Origin of the sequence: Gloeotrichia echinulata CP02, assembly GCA_038087035.1 — a bacterium.
Classification (GTDB): domain Bacteria; phylum Cyanobacteriota; class Cyanobacteriia; order Cyanobacteriales; family Nostocaceae; genus Gloeotrichia; species Gloeotrichia echinulata.
Genome location: CP051187.1, coordinates 6723597 through 6748395, shown reverse-complemented (window position 1 = coordinate 6748395; position 24799 = coordinate 6723597). Strand labels below are relative to the sequence as shown.

The 24799-nt window shown below is 42.7% G+C and carries 17 protein-coding genes; 7 read left to right on the top strand and 10 right to left on the bottom strand.

The window, feature by feature from the left end:
- Positions 1 to 7: 7 nt before the first annotated feature.
- Positions 8 to 1843, bottom strand: coding sequence for an N-acetylmuramoyl-L-alanine amidase (locus HEQ19_30060; protein WYM03089.1), 1836 nt, complete (start codon positions 1841 to 1843; stop codon positions 8 to 10).
- A gap of 987 nt (positions 1844 to 2830) precedes the next feature.
- Positions 2831 to 4306, bottom strand: coding sequence for a cation:proton antiporter (locus tag HEQ19_30055; protein ID WYM03088.1), 1476 nt, complete (start codon positions 4304 to 4306; stop codon positions 2831 to 2833).
- 1343 nt (positions 4307 to 5649) lie between these two features.
- Between HEQ19_30055 and HEQ19_30050 the strand changes: the two genes are divergently transcribed.
- The 4 genes from HEQ19_30050 to HEQ19_30035 all read left to right on the top strand — a co-directional run bounded on the left by HEQ19_30050 (position 5650) and on the right by HEQ19_30035 (position 10573).
- Positions 5650 to 6723 carry a response regulator gene (locus HEQ19_30050; GenBank protein WYM03087.1) on the top strand — a complete coding sequence of 358 codons (1074 nt, stop codon included), beginning with the start codon at positions 5650 to 5652 and terminating at the stop codon, positions 6721 to 6723.
- 79 nt (positions 6724 to 6802) lie between these two features.
- On the top strand, positions 6803 to 7180 hold the full coding sequence (locus HEQ19_30045) for a response regulator (protein ID WYM03086.1): 378 nt from the start codon (positions 6803 to 6805) through the stop codon (positions 7178 to 7180).
- A 1-nt stretch (position 7181) separates the two neighbouring features.
- On the top strand, positions 7182 to 7679 hold the full coding sequence (locus tag HEQ19_30040; GenBank protein ID WYM03085.1) for a chemotaxis protein CheW: 498 nt from the start codon (positions 7182 to 7184) through the stop codon (positions 7677 to 7679).
- Between the two features lie 62 nt (positions 7680 to 7741).
- A complete protein-coding gene (locus HEQ19_30035) occupies positions 7742 to 10573 on the top strand; it encodes a methyl-accepting chemotaxis protein (GenBank protein ID WYM03084.1) in 2832 nt (943 codons plus the stop codon).
- A 3-nt stretch (positions 10574 to 10576) separates the two neighbouring features.
- Here the strand turns inward: HEQ19_30035 and HEQ19_30030 are convergent, their stop codons facing one another.
- Positions 10577 to 10927: a hypothetical protein gene (locus HEQ19_30030; GenBank protein ID WYL98144.1), complete on the bottom strand. Its 351-nt coding sequence runs from the start codon at positions 10925 to 10927 to the stop codon at positions 10577 to 10579.
- 5 nt (positions 10928 to 10932) lie between these two features.
- Here HEQ19_30030 and HEQ19_30025 point away from each other — a divergent pair, with 5 nt between their 5' ends.
- A complete protein-coding gene (locus HEQ19_30025; GenBank protein WYM03083.1) occupies positions 10933 to 14022 on the top strand; it encodes a hybrid sensor histidine kinase/response regulator in 3090 nt (1029 codons plus the stop codon).
- 633 nt (positions 14023 to 14655) lie between these two features.
- A complete protein-coding gene (locus HEQ19_30020; GenBank protein WYM03699.2) occupies positions 14656 to 17610 on the top strand; it encodes a methyl-accepting chemotaxis protein in 2955 nt (984 codons plus the stop codon).
- A 270-nt stretch (positions 17611 to 17880) separates the two neighbouring features.
- Here the strand turns inward: HEQ19_30020 and cofG are convergent, their stop codons facing one another.
- The 6 genes from cofG to HEQ19_29990 form a co-directional block, all read right to left on the bottom strand.
- The gene (gene cofG, locus HEQ19_30015; GenBank protein WYM03082.1) at positions 17881 to 18885 is read right to left on the bottom strand and encodes a 7,8-didemethyl-8-hydroxy-5-deazariboflavin synthase subunit CofG; all 1005 of its coding nucleotides are present in this window, start codon (positions 18883 to 18885) and stop codon (positions 17881 to 17883) included.
- On the bottom strand, positions 18878 to 19189 hold the full coding sequence (locus HEQ19_30010; protein ID WYM03081.1) for a DUF433 domain-containing protein: 312 nt from the start codon (positions 19187 to 19189) through the stop codon (positions 18878 to 18880). Before HEQ19_30010 ends, cofG begins: the two co-directional genes overlap by 8 nt.
- Before the next feature lie 166 nt (positions 19190 to 19355).
- The gene (locus HEQ19_30005; protein WYM03080.1) at positions 19356 to 19577 is read right to left on the bottom strand and encodes a hypothetical protein; all 222 of its coding nucleotides are present in this window, start codon (positions 19575 to 19577) and stop codon (positions 19356 to 19358) included.
- Positions 19578 to 19740: 163 nt separating this feature from the next.
- Positions 19741 to 21327 (bottom strand): tetratricopeptide repeat protein, encoded by a 1587-nt coding sequence (locus tag HEQ19_30000; GenBank protein ID WYM03079.1) that lies wholly within the window; start codon positions 21325 to 21327, stop codon positions 19741 to 19743.
- A gap of 155 nt (positions 21328 to 21482) precedes the next feature.
- Positions 21483 to 22808, bottom strand: coding sequence for an ATP-binding protein (locus HEQ19_29995; protein ID WYM03078.1), 1326 nt, complete (start codon positions 22806 to 22808; stop codon positions 21483 to 21485).
- Positions 22809 to 22951: 143 nt separating this feature from the next.
- Positions 22952 to 23152 carry a hypothetical protein gene (locus tag HEQ19_29990; GenBank protein WYM03077.1) on the bottom strand — a complete coding sequence of 67 codons (201 nt, stop codon included), beginning with the start codon at positions 23150 to 23152 and terminating at the stop codon, positions 22952 to 22954.
- Between the two features lie 9 nt (positions 23153 to 23161).
- Here HEQ19_29990 and HEQ19_31525 point away from each other — a divergent pair, with 9 nt between their 5' ends.
- Positions 23162 to 23293 carry a hypothetical protein gene (locus HEQ19_31525; GenBank protein ID WZI67069.1) on the top strand — a complete coding sequence of 44 codons (132 nt, stop codon included), beginning with the start codon at positions 23162 to 23164 and terminating at the stop codon, positions 23291 to 23293.
- Positions 23294 to 23576: 283 nt separating this feature from the next.
- Here HEQ19_31525 and HEQ19_29980 read toward each other — a convergent pair whose 3' ends face one another.
- Entirely contained in the window at positions 23577 to 24761 is a 1185-nt protein-coding gene (locus tag HEQ19_29980; protein WYM03698.1) for an NAD(P)H-quinone oxidoreductase subunit H, read from the bottom strand.
- Between the last annotated feature and the right edge of the window lie 38 nt (positions 24762 to 24799).

Below are 24799 nucleotides of genomic sequence, written 5' to 3'. Positions count from 1 at the left end.
TGTCTAATTATCTTTGTCTGAGGTACTGGAGGATACCGCGAGCGATCGCCTCGGCCATTTGATTTTGGTAAGCGGCGATTTGCAGTTTGGCTGCATCTTCTTGACCAGTTACATAACCTGTTTCTACGAGAATGGAGGGCATAGAACTTTTTCTGAGGACATAAAATCTGGCTCGTCGCACTCTCCTGTCTCTGACATTCACAGTTTGAAGAATGCTGTTATGGACAATTTGAGCTAGACTCAGACCACTGTCGTAATAATACGTTTCCAAGCCACTCACTTCCGGACGACTAGCACCGGCTGAATTTGCGTGAATGCTGACAAATACAGCAGCATTTGCTCGGTCGGCTATGTCTACTCGCCCTTGGAGCGTAACGAAATAGTCAGCATCTCGTGTCATAATTACTTGTACGCCATTTTGCTGCAAAACTTCTGCCACCTTTGCACTAATTGGCAGGATGACATCCTTTTCGCGCAATCCGCCAATCCCAATCGCGCCTGGGTCTTTACCGCCGTGACCGGGGTCTATAATCACTACTCGTCGCCCATTGGGGATTGGGGGACGTGGCTGTGATATAGGATTGGGATTGGGATTAATGGGATTGGGTAATTGATCTCCCTTTGGGATTGGTAGAGGCGGTAAAGCAATGGGAGGTGTGACGCGAGAAGAACGCTGCAATTGTAAAGCTACAACCTGGTTCTGTCCCTGGTTGAGTTGACCAATTTGCACACCTGCGGCTGGTTGGACAAAGACGACAACCGTATTCGGTTCTTGTGATTGTAGGCGTATCCGCAGGAGGGGGCTATTCGCATCAAACCTAGGACCTGTGACGTTGGGTGCTAACTTAGCATTGGCTATAGTGACGCGGTACAGACCAGTGGTTCTATCCCAGCCACCCGTAGCTGATAAAGTTTGATCGGCTGTAATCAGCAGTTGGGTGCCATTTTCTGCCAATTCCACAGACTGAATTGTTGCAGGTGAGTTGGTAGGTGGTGTGGGGCTGGAACCATCATTTTGATTTTGGGGGAATTTGACTAGACGACTAGGCAGAACTACCACACCACCAGTACCCAGACTAGCCCGCCAGTCAGGACTATTTGCATCTACGCGCAAACTTACACGGACTGCGGGTGGTCGTGTTTGTAGTTGGGTGAATTGGATGCTACTAAGACCATGTTGGTTGATGGGTTGATTATTCTGCTGTGGGAGAGTGGGTGATAAAGTCGCGCCTGAGATGTCTAGAAAAATGGTAGAGCGATCGCGGCTCCTAACTAGCTGCAATTTAGGATTACCACCACTGGTGCGAATGAACAAACCATCGCCTGTGACTTGCCAGTTATCAATTTGAGTTCCCCCTTCAGAGGGATTGACAATTTGAGCTAACTCAGGTTTACTGTCAGAGTTGATGGGAAGTATCCTCAAAGGATTGTTGCTAGAAGACTGGACTTTCTCGACTTCTGGGGTGGGTAATTGTACCGTCCAACGATTGGCAGATGCCCCGACAAATTTAACTTGGTTAGGGTCTAGGGTATAGCCAGGAGTGAGTTCAACAACAATGCGCGTTGTTTGTTGGTCAAACTGCCCAATACGGAGCGAACGAATTCCACCACCTACTGCTTGAGTTAACTGTGGACGCCCAAATGTGGTTTCTGGTAAATCAATGACCAGACGAGTCGGGTTAAAAATGAGTTGTGCCTTGGGTTGAACAGCGCCCACAGTGTTAATTTCTAAGCGGTTTTGATTGGTATCAAAACGCCAAGATTCTAGTCTCGCAGCTATTGCTGGGGACGATAGCAAGAAGATAGTTCCAAAAGTACCAGGTATTAACCAGCGTAGTTTCAAAGTGCTTTCTCCTGATTCGCATTTATGGGAGCCGTTGGGCTGTGAAAATATAGATAAATCGTCACAGCTTTACCACCGAAAGTTTGCCTTTGATGGATTTTTGACTGGGGGCTTTGGTATAAAAACATAAGCAATGCCATAGCATTTTACAGACTTTTCTGATTTTGCCATGCTATGAGCGCCTCAGACAGCAACTTGCAAACTATTCAGATGACAACAAAAAGATAAGCAGAATTCACTATACTTAGTCAATCCCAGTTAGTTACAGTTATTAGTTTTAGTTTTAAGTAGGTCGGCGCAAATAAAACGTACTAGCTAGGGTGTCATTTGTCATTGGCAAGGGATTGGGACATATTTATGTTTGGTAATATAGTTAGGTTTATTCCTAGCAAATTACTTGTGTGCGATCGCTAGTCCTAATTGCAAAAATATCTCCTAGGGCTTCCACAGCGCGAACGCGCAGAGCGTCACGAAGTGAAGACTTTGGTGAAAACTGGAAATAAATAACATTGCAAATCCTGGCGTCATCAGGGAAAACTCAACCTTTTGAATAATCTCAGAGGACGGAAATTTAAAGATAGAAGTTTCCGCACCAGCTTCTAGTAGTCTGTCAATTTTGTTTTGAGGGATTTTTGGTAGTGTGAGCGTCTCGCTCACGCGGGCAAGATGCCCGCACTACAGTCCATCATTTTTATCTTGACAGAGTACTAGTCATGCGGATTAGGGATTAGGGATTAAGGATTAGCGACAAAATTTTCCCCCAGTCCCCAATCCCCAATCCCCAATCCCCAATCCCCATCACCCTAAGACTGTGATTAAGTGAGCGTCTCGCTCACGCGGGCAAGATGCCCGCACTACAGTCCATCATTTTTATCTTGACAGAGTACTAGTCATGCGGATTAGGGATTAGGGATTAAGGATTAGCGACAAAATTTTCCCCCAGTCCCCAATCCCCAATCCCCAATCCCCATCACCCTAAGACTGTGATTAAGTTTCTTGAGAATCTGCAGCCGGTTCTAGACTCGCACCATCATTTGATAGTGAAACAATTGATGGTGGTTCTGTTACCAGGGCTGTAGTTGTAGAAGGGTCTAAAATTAGTGGGTCTGAATCTGTCGCCCCGGTTTTTGGGTCGGGAAATACCAACCGTAATAAGGGCGGGGCTAAAAAGGTAGTGAGAATTACCATGATAATAATTGCTGCTCCTAGTGGTTTAGAAAGCACGCCACTGGCGGCGCCCACACCAGCAAATACCAAGCCAACTTCACCCCGGGGAATCATCCCTACACCAATTGCTAAACGGTTGATTTCGGGTTGACCAAATACCGATAGACCTGTGATGACTTTACCGAGGATGGCTACTCCAATGAGAAAAGTAGCCATAATTAGACCTTCGCGATTGCTGGGAATGGCTGGGTTTAAGACTCCCAAATCAGTTTTTGCTCCGACAGTGACAAAGAAAATTGGGACCAACAAATCCGCAATGGGTATCACTTGCTTTTGCAGTTCCTTGCGTTTATCTGTCTCTTCTAAGACTAAACCAGCGGCAAAAGCACCGAGAATCGCTTCTAACTGGATAGCGGCGGCTAGGTATGCCATCACAAAGGCGAAGATGAATGCTGGTATTACCAATGAGCCGCGTGTTTTGAGTGTATCGACAATTGCCACAAAGGATTTATTGAAAATATTGCCCAGTAGGATTGCACCTAGTAGGAATCCAGTGGCGCTGATAATCAGATAAATGACTTTGGTCACATCCACCGCGCCATCTTTAGCCAGACTAGCGACTACTGCTAGGACGATGATTCCCAGTATGTCGTCAATTACGGCAGCACCAATAATTATCTGTCCTTCTTTAGAATTGAGTCGCCCCAATTCTGACAATACCTTAGAAGTGATCCCAATACTAGTGGCAGTTAAAGCTGCCCCAGCAAAAATCGCTGGTACAGTATCGATACCAAACAAAGTCATTAATCCCACCGTACCGGCGGTAAAAGGTGCTACTACCCCCACCACGGCGACGACGGTGGCTTGGATACCAACAGCCATGAGGTCTTTTAAGTTGGATTCCAAACCAATTTCAAATAGCAGGATGATCACACCCAATTCTGCCAAAACCGAAACCACCTCTGACTGGGCTGCAAAGACGCCATCAGCGGCTTGTGGAGTTAACCCAGCAGTGATTTGGAGAAAGGAAATAATCAAAGAACTAGAACTGTCTGTACCACCTTCTGGAAACACCAGCAGATGCAAAACCGAGACGCCTACTAAGACACCTCCTACGAGTTCACCCAGGACGGGCGGTAAACCCACTCGATTGGATAACTCTCCACCGACTTTGCTAGCGAGGTAAATTACCACTAAACTTAGCAGCACTGCTGCTATGACCATTGAACTGTCTGCGGCTTCTGTGGCGCTGGCCAGCAGGGGAAAAGAGAAGTCGATTGCATCTAAAAACTGCATTGGTTCTGCGAAAATGCTTCTCTTTATTTTTACCTTAAACAGCAACAAGGCTCACACTGAACCCAAAAAATACATTTTATCTATGGTCTGAAGATTGTGGATGGAGTTTTTTATACAGACAAAGACTAAGTTTACATTGCTTGACTAGGTATTGCATCCCAGCGTAACACCAAGGATATTAAGTTAGAAAGCACCAAATCTCATTTTCAGGCTGCTGATGTATATCTTCTCAAAATATACAAAATTAACTCGCCGAAAGTTGAGTAATGCTGAGTGGCAATCTGAAAATTTTTCTTCTCATACAGTATTTTGTGACAATTTTGTTGGCGATTTGCGGTTAAGAGTTGACTGTCATCTGTTAACGGAACTCCAGGAAATAAAAACAAGCGCTCACAAATATTATTGTAGCTGCTTAACAGTCAGCAGTTAACCATCAAGGTTGGCGTTTGTGTATTTTTTTATTTAGATGTCCCTAATTTCAAGGTAATTGATATTCTAAGTGTTAATAGCAAAGCCTAGCTAAATTGTACTTGGACAAAGGATTTTATCTCATAGTGTGTATCAAATTAAACTATTTTATAGCGATAGAGTGAATTAATATTACATCTGAGAGATTAAGTAAGTTGGAGGAGATCAACAAAACTATATTACAAAACGTAAATATGCCCCAAACCCTTACCAATGACAAATTACAAATGACAAATCACAACCCTCTCCAATACGGTTTATTTACGCCGACCTCACTTGAAAATCAGACCACACCCCTAACCCATCCCCGCAAGAGAGGAGGGGAAGCGCGAAGTTTTTTCATGTTTCCTGGTGTACGCCAGGAATGACGGCTACTTATATCTGACTTGGGCATCACAGAGGTAATGTAACTATTGAACTTGAGGTAATTTATGGGTAATATCTCTGACTGATCTGCATGTTGACTTCTGAGGGTTCGATCTTGCTTGAAGCTAAATTTTCTCAGTCAGATTTTGCTTAAGTGCAAATACCTAAAAAAATAAATTTTGTTTACAAAGGAGCATGATCGCTGTAACCTTTATGCAAAGGTTACTCAACCCTTAATGACTTAACTTAGTCTTTACATTTTTTTGACTTATTCTCTAAAGATGTCTGGTAATCTCAGTATAAGTAAGTAAACTAACAGGAAGTTACGAATTGACTGAGATTTTATAATCTGTAAATAAGGCGGCCGTTGAGTTGAACCACAAACTGGAATCAAGTTTTTGTATGTTATGCTACTTAGCACCAATATCTCATAATTTGATGAGTGTTGTGGAATACCTTGTCTAATTATTTAGCTCACAAGTATTGAATTTAGCTGAAGTAAAAGCAAAATGAGCACAACTCCTATAGGTAGCTACAGGTTGTTCCAGAAATTACATCCGCTATCTCTATTGGCACAATTAACCAGTCGCCATGCTACAGGTCGTATAACTGTATACACGGATACAGTATCTTGGTCAATATATCTGGAGGACGGTAAACTTACTTATGCGTCCTATTCAGATAAGCTGTTTGAGAGGCTTGACGGTCACTTGCGGCGCTTAAGTCAGCAAATTCCGGCTCTCAACAGCGCCACTCGTGTGCAAATGCGGTTGATGTTTGAAACTAAGAATGAAAATCCGTCAATCCCAAATGCTGATTATCAGGCTATTTGCTGGTTGGTCGATCAGGAACATCTCTCAGCTTTACAGGCCGCAACCCTCATAGAAGAATTAGCCAAAGAAGTGCTGGAGTCATTTCTGGCTGTAAAAGAAGGAAGCTATGAATTTAATCCTGAAACTTCTTTGGATGAATTACCAAAGTTTTGTCGTTTGGATTTACGCTTACTAGTCGAACACTGTCAAAGACTGCTCCGAAATCGGCACAATATCCCGTCACCAGTTGCGACTGGTGGGGGTTCTCAAGTGCTACCAACCACGAATCGGGAGAAAAGTCAGTCAGCGCCCACCATCAAGGTTAGCCACCCGTTAGCAAGGTCAACTAATTTTGAGAATTCTGATGATAGGGATAACATAATTCCGCTCAAATCTCCGAGGAAAAGCCTATATACAATCGCATGTATTGATGATAGTCAAACTGTGTTGAATTCCATCAAAAACTTTTTGGATGAAAGCACATTTTCTGTTGTAACAATCAACGATCCACTAAAAGCTTTGATGCAAATACTGCGGAGTAAGCCAGACCTAATTTTACTAGATGTTGAAATGCCAAATTTAGATGGGTACGAGCTATGTTCTTTACTACGAAGGCATTCAAATTTTAAAGATACACCCATCATTATGGTGACAGGTAGAACAGGCTTTATTGACAGAGCTAAAGCGAAGATGGTCAGGTCATCTGGGTATTTAACCAAGCCTTTTACGCAATCAGATTTACTGAAAATGGTGTTTAAGCACATTGGTTAAAACCGGAATATTGCTTTGGGGAACCAGTAGCAGATTTAGTAGTAGTAATTTATTTTTTTTCTTTTGAGGAAATTTAGAAATGAGTCTTACTTTACTTGGCACAATTCTAATTGTCGAAGATTCCCCCAGCGAATTGAAATTAATGAGTCATTACCTGCAGGAGAGTGGCTACAACGTCATCGCAGCTACTACTGCAAAAGAAGCAATAGAACAAGTTCGGTCACAACAACTAGATGTGATTGTAACTGATGTAGTCATGCCTGGGATGAGTGGATTTGAGTTATGTCGTTCTTTGAAAAAAGATGCGGCGACAGCAAAAGTACCGATTGTGATTTGCAGTTCCAAAAATCAGGAAATTGACCGTTTGTGGGCGACAAGACAAGGTGCTGATGCCTATATAACTAAACCTTACACCCGTGACCAGCTGCTGCGCGTAATTAAATCAGTGACGATTTGAGATGAATAATTCAAACATTACCCTTTCGGACAAACCTATCGCCAACAATTTCGGAGATGGCTATCTGAGGTTTCAGCTAAATCAACAGACTGCTGCTGTTTTGTCAATGAGGCACACACAAGAAGCGATTATTGTACCTGTTGATGCTGTCACCTCGATGCCAAATATGCCCAATTGTATTCTCGGCTTAACCAATTGGCGGAGTCGGATAATTTGGGTAATTGATCTACCGAGGATGCTAAATTTAGAATTTATAGACCATAGACTCCGGCAATACAATGTGATTGTTTTGCGGGTGGAATCAATGCTTTTGGGTTTAGTTGTACAAGAAATCAAAGGTACAACTAAATTCATAGCTGATGAAATTCGTTCTCCTGTAGGACAAGTGGCATCTAGTTTGGTACCATACTTACGTGGATGCATTGTCCAAGAAAAGGAAATATTGCTGGTATTAGATGCACAGGCTATTGTGCAATCTTCTATTCTGCAGAGTAATTAGGGCAACAACTAACCCCCCCGGATTTTTAGTCTTATTATTCACCTATTCAGGCGAATTACTTTATGTTTAATAAAACTGACACTGCTAAGAGCAGTGATGCTCAAAAACCGGCGGCGCCGATTAGATCTCAACAAGTCACTAATAGTATAGTACAACTGCCAAATAAGCCTACTAATGCAACTGCGGATAATTCTTTGGTGAATCGTGTAAACTTATATTTTCAACGCCTCAGTTTAGGAACGAAAGCGACAATGTTGGCGATCGCCATCGGCACAGTACCAGTAGTGGTAATTGGAGCGATCGCCTATAATTTGGCTAACAAATCGATAACTCAGCAAATTACCCAAACCCAAGAATCGGAAGCCACTAGTTTAAGCGATAAAGTCAACCGATTCATGTTTGAACGGTATGGCGATATTCAAGTGTTATCTAATCTGCCAGTTTTGATTAACTCTAAAGTTAGGGATGTCACAACTCCTGAAGAAAAGCAAGCAATCATAGGTCGCTTTACACAAAGTTACAAAGTTTACGATAGTATTGTCGTCCTTGATCTCAATGGCAACCCTCTGATTACTACTACTACAGGAGAAGAGATTTCTAACCAAAAAGATGAGGATTATTTTCAAACTACCCTACAAAAAGATAGTGTAATTATCACTCAACCTCAAATCTCAAAAGGTACAGGAAAAGTTAATATTTACATTGCTTCACCTGTGAAAGACAGCGTTACAGGTAAAACAATTGCTGTGGTAAGAACGCGATTGCCTGTAACATCTGTAGATGAGCTGATCAAAAACTATGCAGCCAATGGACATGAATACCATTTAATTGATGAATCTGGGAAATTTTTCGTAGCGGCGGAAAAGAATCACATTGGTAGAAGTGTCCAAAAAGACTTTCCCGGCTTGGATAGACTACAAGCGGTAAAAAAAGTCAATAGCTTCATCACAGTTGACCAAATCGACAACCAACCCCAATTAGTCAGCTATGTGCCATCGCGAAAACTGGAAGGTTTGCCAGATTTGAAATGGGAGGTAGTTGTTGCGACTGATACAGCAGTTATATTTGAACCGCAAAGACAATTGTTGCAGACCATAGGATTGGGAACTGCAGTGACGGCATTAATTGTAGCAGCGATCGCCGCTTGGTTAGCAAAGCGAGCCACTACACCAATTTTGCAAGCCACTGAAACGGTGACAAAACTGGGAGAAGGTCAACTCAATACCCGTCTAGAGATTCAAACAGAAGACGAATTAGGGGTTTTGGGGACAAATATTAACCAGATGGCCGACCAATTGCAGGTGTTAATTAACGAGCAAGAACTGGACGCTGAACGGGCGAAATTACTAGCAGATATTACTCTCAAGATTCGGCGCAATCTCAAAACCGAAGATATTTATAAAACAACCGTTAGAGAACTGCGCCAAGCGCTGAAAACAGACCGGGTAATCATCTATAAGTTTAATCAAGATACCTGGGATGGAAAAGTTGTTGCTGAATCGGTAAGTGGTGGTTGGCCAAAAATGCTGGGTGTGCAAATCGACGACCCCTGTTTTCGGGAACGCCACGTAGAAACTTATAAAGATGGAAGAGTCAGGGCGATCGCTAACATTTATCAAGAACCAAGCCTAGCCAATGCGGCTTGTTACATCAAAATATTGGAAGATTTTGCAGTTAAAGGCAATTTAATTGCACCAATTGTTACCCATGAGCAGCTTACAGGCTTATTAATTGCTCATCATTGCGATAGCCCCCGTATTTGGGAACAGCCAGAAATTGATTTCTTTAAACAAATAGCCATTCAAATCGGCTACGCCTTAGAACAAGCCAACTTACTAGAAGAAGTTGAACAAGCAAGGGCGAATGCGGAACAAGACACAGAAGACGAACGCCGTCAAAAACAATCATTGCAAATGCAACTTCTAGAACTACTCAGTGATGTAGAAGGCGCAGCTAGTGGCGATTTGACCGTGCGTGCTGATGTGACAGCAGGAGAAATTGGCACTGTTGCGGACTTTTTCAACTCCATTGTTGAAAGTCTCAGAGATATTGTTACCCAAGTAAAAGTTGCTGCTACCCAAGTAAATGCGGCGATTGGCTCGAACGAATACGCCATCCGTCACCTAGCAGATGAAGCACTCTTGCAAGCTGCGGAAATCAACCGCACCCTAGATGCAGTTGACCAAATGACCTATTCGATTCAAGCCGTAGCCAAAAACGCTCAACAAGCTGCTGTAATTGCCAACCATGCCGCCCAGACTGCCACCAAGAGTGGACAAGCAATGGATTTGACAGTGCAAAACATCTTGTCTTTACGAGAAACAGTAGGTGAAACTGCGAAAAAAGTCAAGCGTTTAGGAGAATCTTCCCAACAAATTTCCCGCGTGGTATCTTTGATTAACCAAATTGCCATGCAAACCAACTTGCTAGCCATCAACGCTGGGATTGAAGCGGCGCGTGCAGGTGAAGAAGGTCAAGGTTTTGCTGTAGTCGCTGAAGAAGTAGGCGAACTAGCAGCCCGTAGTGCAGCAGCCACCAAAGAAATTGAACAAATTGTTGAGAACATCCAGAGGGAAACCAGCGAAGTAGTCCAGGCGATGGAAGTGGGTACAACCCAGGTAGTCGAAGGTACTCGTATTGTCGAAGATGCGAAAAATAGTCTCAGTGAAATATTGGAGGTATCGCGCCAAATTGACGACCTAGTACAAACAATTTCCATAGCCACCACCTCTCAGGTGGAAACATCACAAGCCGTTAGCCATTTGATGAAAGACATCGCTGCTGTATCACAACGCACTAGCGATTCTTCGCGTCACGTTTCCGAATCTTTGCAACAAACCGTTGAGATTTCCCAAGAATTGCAAAAGACTGTGGGTACATTCAAGGTTAGTTAATTGTTAGTTGTCCGTTACTAATGACCAATGACAAAGAGTAATGAGTAATGAGTAATGAGTAATGAGTAATGAGTAATGAGTAATGAGTAATGAGTAATGACCAATGACAAAGAGTAATGAGTAATGAGTAATGAGTAATGAGTAATGAGTAATGAGTAATGAGTAATGAGTTATGAGTAAGGAGTAATGAGTAATGAGTAATGAGTAATGAGTAATGAGTAATGAGTAATGAGTAATGAGTAATGACAAATGACAAATGACAAATGACAAATGACAAATGACAAATGACAAATGACAAATGACCAATGACCAATGACCAATGACCAATGACCAATGACTATTGACTAAAAACAAAAACCATGTCAAAAGACAAAGAACAAGAAATCCAGATGCAATTTCTGGAAGAAGCCGTTGATTACCTAAATACTCTAGAAGGAGTATTGCTAGAAATTAACACGATTAACCGCATCGATTTGGATAAAATCAATGCAGCACTCAGAGCGGCTCATTCCATCAAAGGTGGAGCGGGGATGATGGGATTTCGGACGCTGAGTGATTTGGCACACCGTCTGGAAGATTCCTTTAAAGTCTTAAAAACCCGGAAAAACTCTTTAGAAATTGACACTCAATTACAAAGTTTACTACTATCTGGTGTGGATTGGCTACGTCAGATAGTAGAATTGCTTTCAGAAGGGAATGTAATTGAAGAGGAATGGTTAGCAACTTTTTGTTACCCAGTTTTTGACGATTTGCATCGGCGTTTGGGCGACCCCACCCCAGAAGACGCTTCCACCATGCTTTCACCAGAAGATGGGCAAGATATTATACCATTGCTCTTTGAAACAGAAGTGGAAGGGTGTTTGCAGCGCCTAGAATCTGTATTGTTAGATAGCGAACAGCCGTGTTTGCAAGAAGAAGTGGCGATCATGGCGGCGGAATTGGGCGGTTTGGGGGAAATGCTGCAGTTGTCGGCTTTTACCAAACTTTGTGAGTCAGTAACCCATCACTTAGAAACCGCACCGGCTGATCAAGTACCAGAAATTGCCCAGTTAGCCCTGGAAGCATGGCGGCGATCGCAAGCGTTAGTGCTGACAAATCAACTCGATAGCTTGCCGATAGATATTGCGTTTGGCATTCCAATAGAATTAAATTATACCGAAACAGAGCAACTGTCAACAGCAGCAGCGATCGCCGAATTTCTCGCCTCAGATCCCGCGACAGCGGAATGGGGAGAAGAAACAGAGAGCATATCTACAGATTTCGTAGTCGAATCAGCATCTGAGGCAGAAACGTGGTTTGATGATGAAATAATTGCTGCCAATTTTGAATCCTTAGAAGCCGAATTTGCTAATGATATCCCCCAAGAAATCGAAATCCCAGTAGCCAGATCTACTAGAGAATTTTCGGCGACAGATTACAGATTTGTCGAACGCAAAACCGAGTCATCTGGTGTTGGTAAAGAACGCGAAAATCAGGAAAATACAGTCCGAGTTCCCAGCAAACAACTAGAACAAATTAACGATTTATTTGGGGAATTAATCATCCAGCGCAATGGATTGAACTTGCAATTAGAAAGATTACGCAAACTCGTTCGCGACCTCAACCAGCGTGTACAAGTTCTCGACCGAGAAAACCAGGAATTACGTGCAGCTTACGACAAAATAGCCACTCAATCGATGCTCCCCACTAGTGTGTCATCACTAGCAGATAATTACCTTGAACATCACTTGAACGCAGGCTATAGCCACCAAACACAAGGCATAGATAACCGATTTGATGCCTTAGAAATGGACCGCTATAACGAATTAAACCTGCTTTCGCAGGAAGTTATGGAAACCATTGTTCAGGTACAGGAAGTGACAACAGATGTGCAATTGAGCGTTGATGATACAGATCAAATTGCGCGGAAGCTGAACAAAACATCGAAGCAGTTGCAGAGAAAACTCACACAAGTGAGGATGCGCCCTATATCCGATATAGTTGAGCGCTTTCCCCGCGCCTTACGCGACTTGAATGTCGAGTATGGCAAAAATGTGCAGTTAAAAATTGAAGGTGGTAACACCTTAATTGAACGCAGTATTTTAGAAGCTTTAAATGAGCCTTTAATGCACCTGGTCAGGAATGCCTTTGATCATGGTATCGAAGATCCAGCCACCCGCCGCGCCCAAGGTAAACCAGAACAAGGATTAATTGAAATCCAAGCCTCTCACCGTAATAATCGCACGATTATTACAATGCGTGATGATGGACAGGGTATTTCTTTAGAGAAAATTCGCACCCGCGCCCTAGGAATGGGTTTAGATGCTTCACTATTGGCTACTGCTAGTGATGAGGAATTGTTATCGCTAATTTTTGAACCAGGGTTTACGACTTCCGACCAAGTAACAACATTATCAGGTCGCGGTGTCGGCATGGATGTGGTTCGCAACAACCTGAAACAGGTTCGGGGCGATATCAAAGTTGATACCAGTCCAGGTGTGGGAACTACATTTACACTGTCAGTTCCATTTACACTTTCAGTAGCCAGAGTCCTGCTGGTAGAAAGCAATAGACTGCTATTGGCATTTCCTACAGATGTAGTTTCGGAAATCTTCTTACTCGAAAATGAGCAAGTTTTTCCAATTGCTAGTAGCGAAGTCATCAATTGGCAAGGAACGATGCTGCCATTGATTCGCCTTGGTCGCTACTTCGACTTTAACTGCCCACGCTATGATAACCCAGATTTAGAAACTGCACCAGCGATTAATGCTAGCAGTGTGTTAATTGTCAACAGCGGTAATCAGCCAGTGGCTATCCAAGTAGACCGTTGCTGGGGTGAGCAAGAAGTTGCTATTCGCCAAATTGAGGGGAATATACCTCTACCTCAAGGCTTCAGCAATTGTACAATTCTCGGTGATGGTCGAGTAGTAGCACTAGTTAACAGCAACGAATTACTGTATTGGATTGCGAGTAATCAGCGCACTCCCAGAAGCAATCAATTACCATCTGCGAGATTAAAAACGGCGTTCCTTGTCTCCCAGGAGCAAAAACCAGCAGCGCCTCCAGCCAATGAAAAAGGTACGATTTTAATTGTAGATGACTCGATAAATGTTCGACGCTTCTTAGCTCTAACTCTTGAAAAAGGAGGATATCAAGTAGAACAAGCTAAAGATGGTCAAGATGCTTTAGATAAACTTCAAGGTGGCTTGGAAGTTCAGGCTGTAATTTGCGATATTGAAATGCCTCGTCTTGATGGTTATGGCTTTTTAGGTCGGGTAAAATCCCACAGGGAAATTCAAAATATTCCAGTCGCTATGCTGACATCTCGTAGTAGTAATAAACATCGCCAACTCGCAATGCAATTGGGTGCTAGAGCTTACTTTTCTAAACCTTACAATGAGCAAGAATTACTCCGAACCCTCGAAGCAATAATCTTTTCTGTACCAGAATCTGCGACATCGAATAATTGAGTAAGTAGCCGTCATTCTCGGCTTACACCAGGACGGATGAAAATGGGCATGGGGCATCTGTATTCTACATTGATCACAAGCAAGGAGATCTTAGCAGGGAGCAGGGAGCAGGGAAAAGGTACAAACCGGATTAAGTCCCTTATAGCGGTCGCCCCTAATTAGTTAACTGTTAACTGATTAGGGGCGCAAGTCCTTGCGCCCCCGATGCGTGGTTTATTTACCGAATCTTATTGTGTTATAACCCAATTTTTATCAAAAAAAGTTTTTCATGCGTTATTTTATATACATATAAATTTGTGATTTCAGTGTAAATTGATAAAAAAACTAGTTAATTTTAGTTCTGATGCTCCTCTGGGACAATTCGCATCCAAATATATTTTTATATTTCATTGGATGTGATGTGCAAAAACAAAACTTTGACAGGGATTACAGCAACTTTCAGGTAATAACCACAGATCCTTTTAGGGGCGCAAGTCCTTGCGGACAGGATGCGTGGTTTATTTACTGTTGACGGTTGACTCTTGTTAAATGCATATCATCTCAGGGAAATCTACTGTAGTTCGATTATTGATTAGGGTACACCACAATAAGTTTGGCATTTGTATTATTTACTTACGAAACCAGAGGATTTGCATGATGAATAATGGATTTAATCGGACTAAAAAAAAGCAGAAAATTGGCTTACCGAATTCTAAAATATCATTACCTCAAAACAAAATATTGCCACCTAATATAACAAATACTCCTGCTTCTCCAACAGAAAAAACATCCTTACTCCAAAGATTTTATAATCTTCCTATTAGCCGCAAACAATGGATTGCTTTGCTGGCTTCGGAATTGGTATCTATTCTCGGCATAGGTATTGTAGGCACATTGGTTATTACCAGCGGTTTACGCACTCAATTGCTCGAACAGGCAAAATCAGAACTCGCTGTTACCGATATTAATTACAATATCAAAGTCAATCAAATGGGCTTTGGCTTTCGTGGACAATCAGATAATCCCTCAATTATTAAAGCAGCAGTTATTCATGCTTCAGGTAACGCTTTAGGTTTTGGATTTAGGGCGGAAGTGAAGCAGATTTTTGTTAACGAAATTAAAGCTAGAAAAATTGAGTATGCTACCCTTGTAGGCAAAGATTTAAGAATTATTGTTAATGCCAATTCTGACCGGAGGGGTGAATTTTTTAATCCCGACAACTTGGTAAGTGAGGTGTTAGCTAATCCTCAACAAATTAAAGCTACTAGAATTGTCAGTTCGTCAGAATTGAGTCAAGAGTCACCCCCTTTACCAGATAGTTTCAACAAGCAAGATGCTTTGATTCGTTACACGGTAACACCTGTCAAAGATTCCCGCACAAAAGAAGTGATTGGGGCGTTAGTTTCTGGTGATATTGTCAATGGTAAAGACCCAATTGTTAAAAGCACATTAAAAGCGACTGGCGGCGGTTACAGTGCTATTTATTTTCGTAACACTAAGGGAGAATTTACCTTAGCTACAGCTTTAGATCAAGGACAATCTGAAGAATTAAATCAAGCTACATCTAATTTAGAGTTACCCAAAGAAGCAGGTAAATCTTTATTGGAAGCCGCAGCCAAATCTCCTGAAGGAAAAATAGTGAGTGAGCGAATACTGATAGGAGACACAACCTATACAGTCGCCGCTAAGGCTGTACCCAATAAAATTGTTGAAGAAGCAGATAAACAACGAGTTGAGTTTAGTAAACAGCCCATCGCTATTTTAGTGCGGGGAACTCCAGAAAGGGCTGTGAATAAATTGCTCGAACAAAGTTTATTCGTAGAAATATTTACAGTTTTTCTAGCGTTAGCGATCATTTTTATCTGGGCGTTACTTCTCAAGCGAGCAATTATTACACCGATTGAGCATTTACAGCAAACCACCCAAAAATTTGCAGCAGGCGATCGCACTGCGCGATCTGAGGTATTTTCTACTGATGAAGTAGGACAATTAGCTGTTGCTTTTAACGAAATGGCTGACAGTATTACAGTCCAATCTCGCCGTCAAGAACAGGAAGCCAAACTCGCATTGCAACTCAATCAAATCACAGGGAGTCTGCGGGAAACACTCAACAGCGAAAAAATCTTAAAGACTGCAGTCAGTAACCTCAGAGAAGCTTTAGAAAGCGATCGCCTACTTTATTATCGTTTAAACCAATCCGGGGAAGGAACAATAATTGCTGAATCTGTTGGCTATCAATTTTCGGCAATTTTAAGCACCACCATTGCTAACCCCTATCTAGTTGCGGAGGAATCAGATGAATATGAAATAGGTACTGTCAAAGCAATTGACAATATTTATGCAGTTCGTTTGAGCCAATCTTACCTCAAGCAACTCGAAGCATTTACCATCAAGGCGTATTTACTAGCGCCGATTTTCGTTAACAAAAAGTTAGATGGTTTATTCGTGGCTCATCAATGTTCTAGTCCCCGTCAATGGCAAGATATAGAAATCAATTTGTTTAAACAGGTAGCAATTCAAGTTGGTTACGCTCTAGAACAAGCAGATTTGCTGCAAAAGGTAGAACAAAGTCGTCAAACTGCAGAAACAGTTTCCGTGGAAGAACGACTTCAAAAAGAAGCCTTACAACTGCAACTTTTAGAACTGCTGAATGATATTGAAGGTGTCACCCAAGGGGATTTGACGGTGCGTGCTGAAGTCAAGGAAGGAGAAATTGGTACTGTTGCTGACTTCTTTAACTCTATCGTCGAAAGTCTGCGCGCAATTGTGACTAAAGTCAAAACATCAGCGAGCCAGGTTAATAGTGCGATCGGCTCGAATGAAGACGCCATCCGCCAACTAGCAGAAGAATCACTGACTCAAGCTGCGGAAATTAATAGTGTTTTGGATGCTATTGAGCAAATGACCGATTCCATTCAAGCCGTAGCCCAAAGCGCTCAACAAGCTGCCACAGTAGCACAAAATGCTTCACTTACCGCTACCGAAAGTGGAGAAGCAATGGATTTGACCGTAGAAAATATCCTGTCTGTGCGAGAAACCGTTGGCGAAACTGCCAAAAAAGTCAAGCGCCTAGGAGAATCTACCCAAGAAATTTCTCGTGTAGTATCCATAATTAACCAAATAGCCCTGCAAACCAACTTATTAGCCATCAACGCCGGGATTGAAGCTGGACGTGCAGGTGAAGAAGGTCAAGGCTTTGCTATAGTTGCAGAAGAAGTCGGTGAACTAGCAGCCCGCGCCGCTTTCGCCACCCAAGAAATTGAACAGATTGTCGCCAATATCCAACGGGAAACCAGCGAACTAGTGGAGACAATGGAACAGGGAACCACCCAAGTTGTCGAAGGTACCCGCATCGTCAAAGATGCGAAGCAGAGTTTAAGCCAGATTTTGGATGTCTCTTACCAAATTGACTACCTAGTGCAATCGATTTCCACCGCAACCGCATCTCAGGTACAAACATCTCAAACTGTTAGCCAATTGATCAAACATATCGCGGCCATCTCACAACGTACCAGCGACTCTTCCCTTCTAGTTTCCCAATCTCTGCAACAAACTGTCCAGATTTCCCAAGAGTTACAGGAGACTGTGGAGACGTTTAAGGTGAGTTAAGCGGCGCGGGTCGTCATTGTATCTCGTTCCTACTCCCTAGTCCCGCGATTTCAAAGTCTTATACAATACCACTAAAACGCTGACACATGTAGATTTCGCGTAGGGGCACGGCATTGCCGTGCCCCTACAGCTGGTATCATATCGTGTGGATTTAGGGGTATCTAAAAATTTATCCGCCTAAACAAATAGTTCTGAGATAACATTAGTCTCGCACGTATCTCGTTCCTAGTCTCGGACGTATCTCGTTCCTAGTCTCCGACTAGGAATGTATTATTGAGGCTCCGCCTCTGAGATAACATTACCATAACGAGAAAATCGCCATCGCTTCACCGCTGTCTGTAACTCACCTGTCAACCAATGATCAAATTGCGGATAAACCGGCAAACGCGGCACCAATTCCCAGCCTGCAGGTTGTAAAATTTCTCTTAATGCCTGTTCCTGCAGATGGGGATAATCAGGATTCACTTCATCTTTTGGACCGATTCCGCCTAAATCTGTTGCGCCTGCGGCGATACAAGCAAGTAACCATTGGTCATCTTTGACTAAGTTTGGCGGAATTTGAATTGTCATATCTGGCGGTAAAATTTGCCGTGCTTTAGCAATTACCTCTGGTAGTTGATGGGGGTTAAAAGGTGGTGCATCAAAGGTTTGTTGAAGTCCGGGGCTATGGGGTTGCAAAATAACTTCTTGAATGTGATGGTAACGTTGATGGATGTGTGATATGGCTTGTAATGTTTCCCACCAATCATCTTCTGTTTCGCCAATTCCTAATAATAAACCTGTGGTGAAGGGTATCTGTAATTCTCCCGCCCATGCTAATTGTTGTAACCGCACTTCTGGTATTTTGCTGGGTGCGTGTCGATGAACAGTATTTAATAAAGTTGGTGTTAATTGTTCTAACATTAGCCCCATTGAAACATTGACATTTTTCAGCTTTTGTATTTCTGCAAAACTGAGTGATCCGGCGTTTGTATGGGGAAGAAAACCCATTGTTAATGCTAATTGACATAAATCATAAATTCGCTCAAACCACTCTAGGCGCTTTGGTGAATGGGGATGAACTTCACCACTAAGGATGAGGATTTCACAAATATTTTGGTTTTGCAGTTGGTTAAAAATGCTTTCGGCTGCTGATAATGTCATCCAAGGACTTTTACCTGGGTCGGTGCGAAAGTTACAGTAGGTACAGCGGTTAAAGCATTCGTAGGTCGGGACGATGGTATAGGCGGGGCTGTAAGTTATTGTGGGGGAATTTTTAATTGACCGTTCACTCATTTCTCAACTGTCTCAGCTTCTCTTGAAGAGGAGAGGAATGATTTTGCTTTAGCACCTCAACTATCTCATCCTCTTGTGCTGTGCGCTGATCAATCTCTTCTCGGTGATCAAAGTAATAAGCCATTGCTGCATAAACAGATGCGAGTGACAGGTCATATTTACCAGCAATCTCTACTAAGGAATACCCCAGCTTTAAATGCATCATCGCCACATCCTCTACCGCAATACGAGTACCAACAATGCACGGTTTTCCACTCCGCACATCAGCAGCGATTTCGATATACTCACGACTGACTAATTGCATTGATGAATCTCCCACATCGGTTTGATAATTTTATCTCAATACAGTTCAGTTAAGGAAAATTGTCGTAGGGGCACGGCATGAATAAAATTGTCATTAGAAGAAAAGATTTTGGATGCCGTGCCCCTTCAGGTATACCAAGTGCAATGGAATATCTGCTACCCAAAATTCACCGGCTTGGATAATCATCATAAAGTCCTTCGTCTTCTGGTGCGTAACCTTGCAAAAAGGCATCATGGCGACGAGTATCTACAGGTAATTTTGCCTTTTTTTGGATGGTAATTACCCAACTTCCTGCTCCGACGCTTTCGAGTAATGTTTCTGGGATATTTAATTTTTCTCCTGGTTGTAGTTCAATTTCGTAAGTCAGAGTAATCAGTTTATTTTCCATAGTTTTTGGTTGGTATTGTCATTATTATACTTATCGGTGAAAATTTTAGGCAATGTAGAGAGTGTATTGTACAGTTCAGTTAAGGAAAATTGTCGTAGGGGCACGGCACGAATAAAATTGTCATTAGAAGAAAAGATTTTGGATGCCGTGCCCCTACTGTATACTATTCTTGAATCAACGCCTGAAACCGCTCATCATCGCGAATGCTATCAAAATCTGAGTCAGTTTTTGCCAATTCACGATATCTTTGAGGATTTAAATTAATTGCAATTTGCAGGTTTTCAATTGCTTGATTAATGTTACCTTGAAGGGCGTAACAGCAAGCTTTGTTGTACCAAGCATAGTAGTAATCAGGTTGAATGGACAAGGCTTTGTCATAACAAGCCATCGCTTCTTCATCGCGTCCTAAATTTACTAGCGCAATCCCCCGGCTGTTCCAAGCTTCGTGGTAATCAGGTTGAATGGATAAGGCTTTGTCATAACAAGCCATCGCTTCTTCATTGCGTCCTAAATTTCTCAGCGCATTCCCCCGGTTGTTCCAAGCTTCGTGGTCATCAGGTTTAATAGATAAGGCTTTGTCATAGGAAGCGATTGCTTCTTCATCGCGTCCTAAATTAAATAGCGCATTCCCCCGGTTGTACCAAGCATCCTGGTAATCAGGTTGAATTTCCACCACTTTGTCATAGGAAGCGATCTCTTCTTCATCGCGTCCTAAATTCCCTAGCACAATCCCCCGGTTGTACCAAGCATAGTGGTAATCAGGTTTAATAGATAAGGCTTTGTCATAGGAAGCGATTGCTTCTTCATAGCGTCCTAAATTTCTGAGCGCATTCCCCCGGTTGTTCCAAGCATAGTGGTAATCAGGTTGAATGGACAAGGCTTTGTCATAGGAAGCGATTGCTTCGCAGAAATTCGTTAACGCTTCTTCATAGCGTCCTAAATTTCTGAGCGCATTCCCCCGGTTGTTCCAAGCTTGGTGGTAATCAGGTTGAATGGACAAGGCTTTGTCATAGCAAGCGATCGCAGCTTCATATTCATTAGCAGAATCTAACAGTCTACCGAGTTCACGTAGTAACCTAGCTTTATGACTTTCTGTCTGATGTTGCTCTGCTAGTAAGTCTTGAATTTCCAGTATTTTCTCTATTTTTTGTTCTTGGCTCAGTTTCAAGTATTCATCATAATCTGCTTCATCTAATAAACGAGTTGATTCTTTTTCTACCAATTCTGGCGTAGTGGGTAATTCAAATACTCCCGAACGCCAATCAAAAAAATCGGCGGCGCGGTGAATTAAATAGTTGAGGGAAAATGAACGCAACAGAAATACAAAACAAAACGGTAAATCATCTCTATACCGTTCTCGGTGTTGATTGAGATGATTTAAAATATGCGGCACACTCTCTAAATTACTAAATCTATTTTCGGTGATTGCGCCATAAGTTCTTTTTTCATATTTATATAAAGAATATTCCAGACCTTTAATCAATAAAATATCAACTTGCTTATTTTTGACAAACTCAGCTACACGCTCATATAAATTATCAATCGATTCAACTAAGCGCAAAACTTCTATCTGCTTATGGGGAATATCATGAGGAAGTTTGACAATTAAATTGTCTGCTTCCACGGGTGTACATTGGACAAAATACAAGCCAAAGCCTGTTCTGCGCTTGAGTGCGCGGAGTAAGTCTTGATAGGCTGCTTGTGGTTCTGGGGGTAAATCGTCATCCCAATTATCTAGATTTGCGTTCATGGACGTTTTGCTATTTTCAATTAGTCTCTTAAACCCAGGTACACCCGTAGGGGCACGGCATTGCCGTGCCCCTACACGTCACGATAGAATGTTGTAACGCATTTGGATAGGAAACGCTATATATATTTTTACAAAAGCGATAAAAAATATCAGGTTCATGGAAGTTTTGCGACTGCTTCTTTAAATTCCGGTACGCCTTGAATTAAGGGATGGATATCATACCAACGCTGAATTTCATCATTATCATCCAAATATCGATATTCTAACAAACAACGGTTATACATTAAGCTGCGATATTGGTCAGCATTAATAATGCGCTTGGTACGGGAAACTTCTGCTAATAAACCCCATTGACTTTCTTCGACGGCGCGGCGATAGGTATCTCTGGCTTGAGTAATTGCTCGTTTCACCGCTTTTTCTGTAATCGGTAATTCGTCAATTCTGCCTATGGCGTCTTGTGTTAACAATAGCAAATTCCTGACGTGACCTCCACTCATTAAACAGAGTCCTTCTAAGGTGTGGGAATTCTCAAATATGTCTTTTTCTAGTGATAATTCCGGTGCTATTGGTCGAATTCGTTTGTAAATTACTTCTTTAACTTTCTTCAGTCCTGGCTGATAAATCTCCCCATCCCTTGTTTTGACCATAATCATCGGTAAAATTAAGGGTTCACCGTAGATATCCCGCAGATCTGTGGCTCGTTTAGAATAAAGCAGGGAAATGGGGACGGTGTAAATTAGATGACAGTCTAAGGCTTGGAGTTGTTCGCTACGGTCTAAAAAAACTTCATCGTAATTGGTGCGTTCTTCGTTTTTAACTAACACCATGCGGTCTAAATTATCGACAATTACCGCCAATTTAGTGTAGCCGTTGGGAAGTTTATTTCTGGCTTCTGTGAGAAATTCATTTAAGGCTTGAATTAAAGTGACGGTGTGGGGGTTAATTTTTTGGCGAATTTGTTGACGTACTTGGGGAACGGCTTTGACATTTGTGGTGAGTTTGGCAAATTGCGAAAGCTGCAGTTCTATAGCCATGCTTTCAAAGTTTATCTCAGTTTGTACTAAGTCTTTAACATCTTGCCAGCGTTCTTGTAACCAGTTTAATATTGGACGAGGATTAGCAATTGAGCGTAAATCTTTAATTAAGCGGCGAGTACAAGCGAGGAGTATATCTGTATATTGAGCGTCTTCGGAATCAATATCCTCTTCATCAGCCGCAAAATAGACTACATAAAATTGGCGATTTTCTAAATATTTTTTTAACCTGAGTAATTCTGTAGATTTCCCCCCGCCCCGATGACCAGAGTACAATTGGCAAGTATTTGTATTGGTCAGTTGCATTTTATTTCCCAACTCTGTCAAAATATCCGCGTCTCCCCGCACATCCTGACAGTCTACATACCTGATATCGCCTGCGGGTAAGGGTTCAAAGGGGTTAAAGGCGTTGTATAGCTGGCTGAGTAATTCAATACTGGTACGCATAGGTAAAAATATATCGGCATGTTACGTATATAGTGTAATTGATTGAGATTGGGAGTAGGGGGGAGAGAAGTAGAATTTAACAGGGGAAGGTGGATGTTTGTCGCGTTGACCTAATTTTGAGGCTGACGGAGTTCTGATACTCGTTAACGGAGCAAAAAGCCTCGTCGTCGGAGCAAAAAGCCTCGTCGTCGGAGTTCAAAGCTGCGTTCACGGAGCAAAAAGCTGCGTTCACGGAGCAAAAAGCTGCGTTCACGGAGCAAAAAGCTGCGTTCACGGAGCAAAAAGCTGCGTCGTCGGAGCAAAAAGCTGCGTCGTCGGAGAAAAAAGCTGCGTTCACGGAGCAAAAAGCTGCGTTGACGGAGTTCAAAGCTGCGTTAATGGAGAAAAAAGCTGCGTTGACGGAGTTCAAAGCTGCGTTGACGGAGCAAAAAGCTGCGTCGTTTCAGAAAAAAGCTGCGTTAATGGAGCAAAAAGCTGCGTTATAGCGGTTCCCATTCAGATGAGGTAAAACATTATATCGCAAGGTGTAAGGGCACGGCAGTGCCGTGCCCCTACGGGTATACCTTACTAGGTTGGGAAACGCTATAGTGGACCTTGGTGTTATACCGTTTCACTTTAACTATGATACAAATACGTTGGTAGGGAACAATGCCGTGCCCCTATTCGCTTCTATATGTATCCGAGTTTATGATACAAATACCTTGGTAGGGGCACGGCATTGCCGTGCCCTCTTGTGTCCCCAGGGTGTGTAGGATTTCAAAAAAATACTTATCTGTCCACAGAACCCATAATCACGTCAATGCTTCCCAGAATGACCACAACATCTGCCACTTTCATTCCCCGCAATAAATGGGGGAGAATTTGTAGGTTGTTGAAATCTGCAGCGCGAATCTTCCAACGCGCAGGGAAAACATTATCATCGCCAACCAAATAAATTCCTAGTTCACCTTTACCGCTTTCGACACGGGCGTAAATTTCACCTTTGGGAATTTTAAAGGTAGGCGCAACTTTCTTACCAATGTATTGGTAATCAAAAGCATCCCATTCTGATTTTTTCCCAGCAGCTAAACGCTTGGCTTCGAGGTTTTCATAAGGTCCGCCAGGAAGTCCTTTAATTGCTTGGCGAATAATTTTCACAGATTCGCGCATTTCCCGCATCCGCACCACGTAACGGGCGAAGCAATCACCGGCGGTTTCCCACTGCACTTCCCAGTCGAAATCGTCGTAACATTCGTAATGGTCTACTTTCCGTAAATCCCACTTCACCCCAGACGCGCGTAACATCGGACCGGAAAGTCCCCAGTTAATGGCTTCGTCGCGACTAATTGTACCAATACCTTCAATACGACGCCGGAAAATGGGGTTATTGGTAACTAACTTTTCGTACTCGTCAATTTTGGGGAGTAAGTAGTCGCAGAATTCTGAGCATTTATCTACCCAACCGTAGGGTAAATCAGCAGCTACACCACCGACGCGGAAGTAGTTATTATTGACCATGCGATAACCAGTCGCTGCTTCCCACAAATCATAAATCATCTCCCGTTCGCGGAACTGGTAGAAGAAGGGAGTTTGAGCGCCCACGTCAGCAAGGAATGGCCCAAACCATAGCAAGTGGTTGGCGATGCGGTTTAATTCCAGCATGATGACGCGAATGTAGCTGGCGCGTTTGGGGACAGCAATACCTGCGAGTTTTTCTGGCGCGTTAACGGTGACTGCTTCGTTAAACATCCCCGCTGCGTAGTCCCACCGACTCACGTAGGGGACGTACATCACAGTGGTACGGTTTTCGGCGATTTTTTCCATTCCCCGGTGCAGGTAGCCAATTACTGGTTCACAATCAATGACATCCTCGCCATCCAGGGTGACAATTAGCCGCAGAACTCCGTGCATTGAGGGATGGTGCGGTCCCATATTTAGCACCATCGGTTCGGTGCGGGTTTCTATTCTTGCCATAGATTCAGTGTTCTCCCGTTCATGAAAAATGTGAATTG

Excerpts from the sequence above, each read along its gene's own strand:
- HEQ19_30055 (WYM03088.1), bottom strand. The coding sequence starts at position 4,306 with ATGCAGTTTTTAGATGCAATCGACTTCTCTTTTCCCCTGCTGGCCAGC.
- HEQ19_30050 (WYM03087.1), top strand. The coding sequence starts at position 5,650 with ATGAGCACAACTCCTATAGGTAGCTACAGGTTGTTCCAGAAATTACAT.
- HEQ19_30045 (WYM03086.1), top strand. The coding sequence starts at position 6,803 with ATGAGTCTTACTTTACTTGGCACAATTCTAATTGTCGAAGATTCCCCC.
- HEQ19_30040 (WYM03085.1), top strand. The coding sequence starts at position 7,182 with ATGAATAATTCAAACATTACCCTTTCGGACAAACCTATCGCCAACAAT.
- HEQ19_30035 (WYM03084.1), top strand. The coding sequence starts at position 7,742 with ATGTTTAATAAAACTGACACTGCTAAGAGCAGTGATGCTCAAAAACCG.
- HEQ19_30025 (WYM03083.1), top strand. The coding sequence starts at position 10,933 with ATGTCAAAAGACAAAGAACAAGAAATCCAGATGCAATTTCTGGAAGAA.
- HEQ19_30020 (WYM03699.2), top strand. The coding sequence starts at position 14,656 with ATGATGAATAATGGATTTAATCGGACTAAAAAAAAGCAGAAAATTGGC.
- cofG (WYM03082.1), bottom strand. The coding sequence starts at position 18,885 with ATGAGTGAACGGTCAATTAAAAATTCCCCCACAATAACTTACAGCCCC.
- HEQ19_30010 (WYM03081.1), bottom strand. The coding sequence starts at position 19,189 with ATGCAATTAGTCAGTCGTGAGTATATCGAAATCGCTGCTGATGTGCGG.
- HEQ19_30005 (WYM03080.1), bottom strand. The coding sequence starts at position 19,577 with ATGGAAAATAAACTGATTACTCTGACTTACGAAATTGAACTACAACCA.
- HEQ19_30000 (WYM03079.1), bottom strand. The coding sequence starts at position 21,327 with ATGAACGCAAATCTAGATAATTGGGATGACGATTTACCCCCAGAACCA.
- HEQ19_29995 (WYM03078.1), bottom strand. The coding sequence starts at position 22,808 with ATGCGTACCAGTATTGAATTACTCAGCCAGCTATACAACGCCTTTAAC.
- HEQ19_29980 (WYM03698.1), bottom strand. The coding sequence starts at position 24,761 with ATGGCAAGAATAGAAACCCGCACCGAACCGATGGTGCTAAATATGGGA.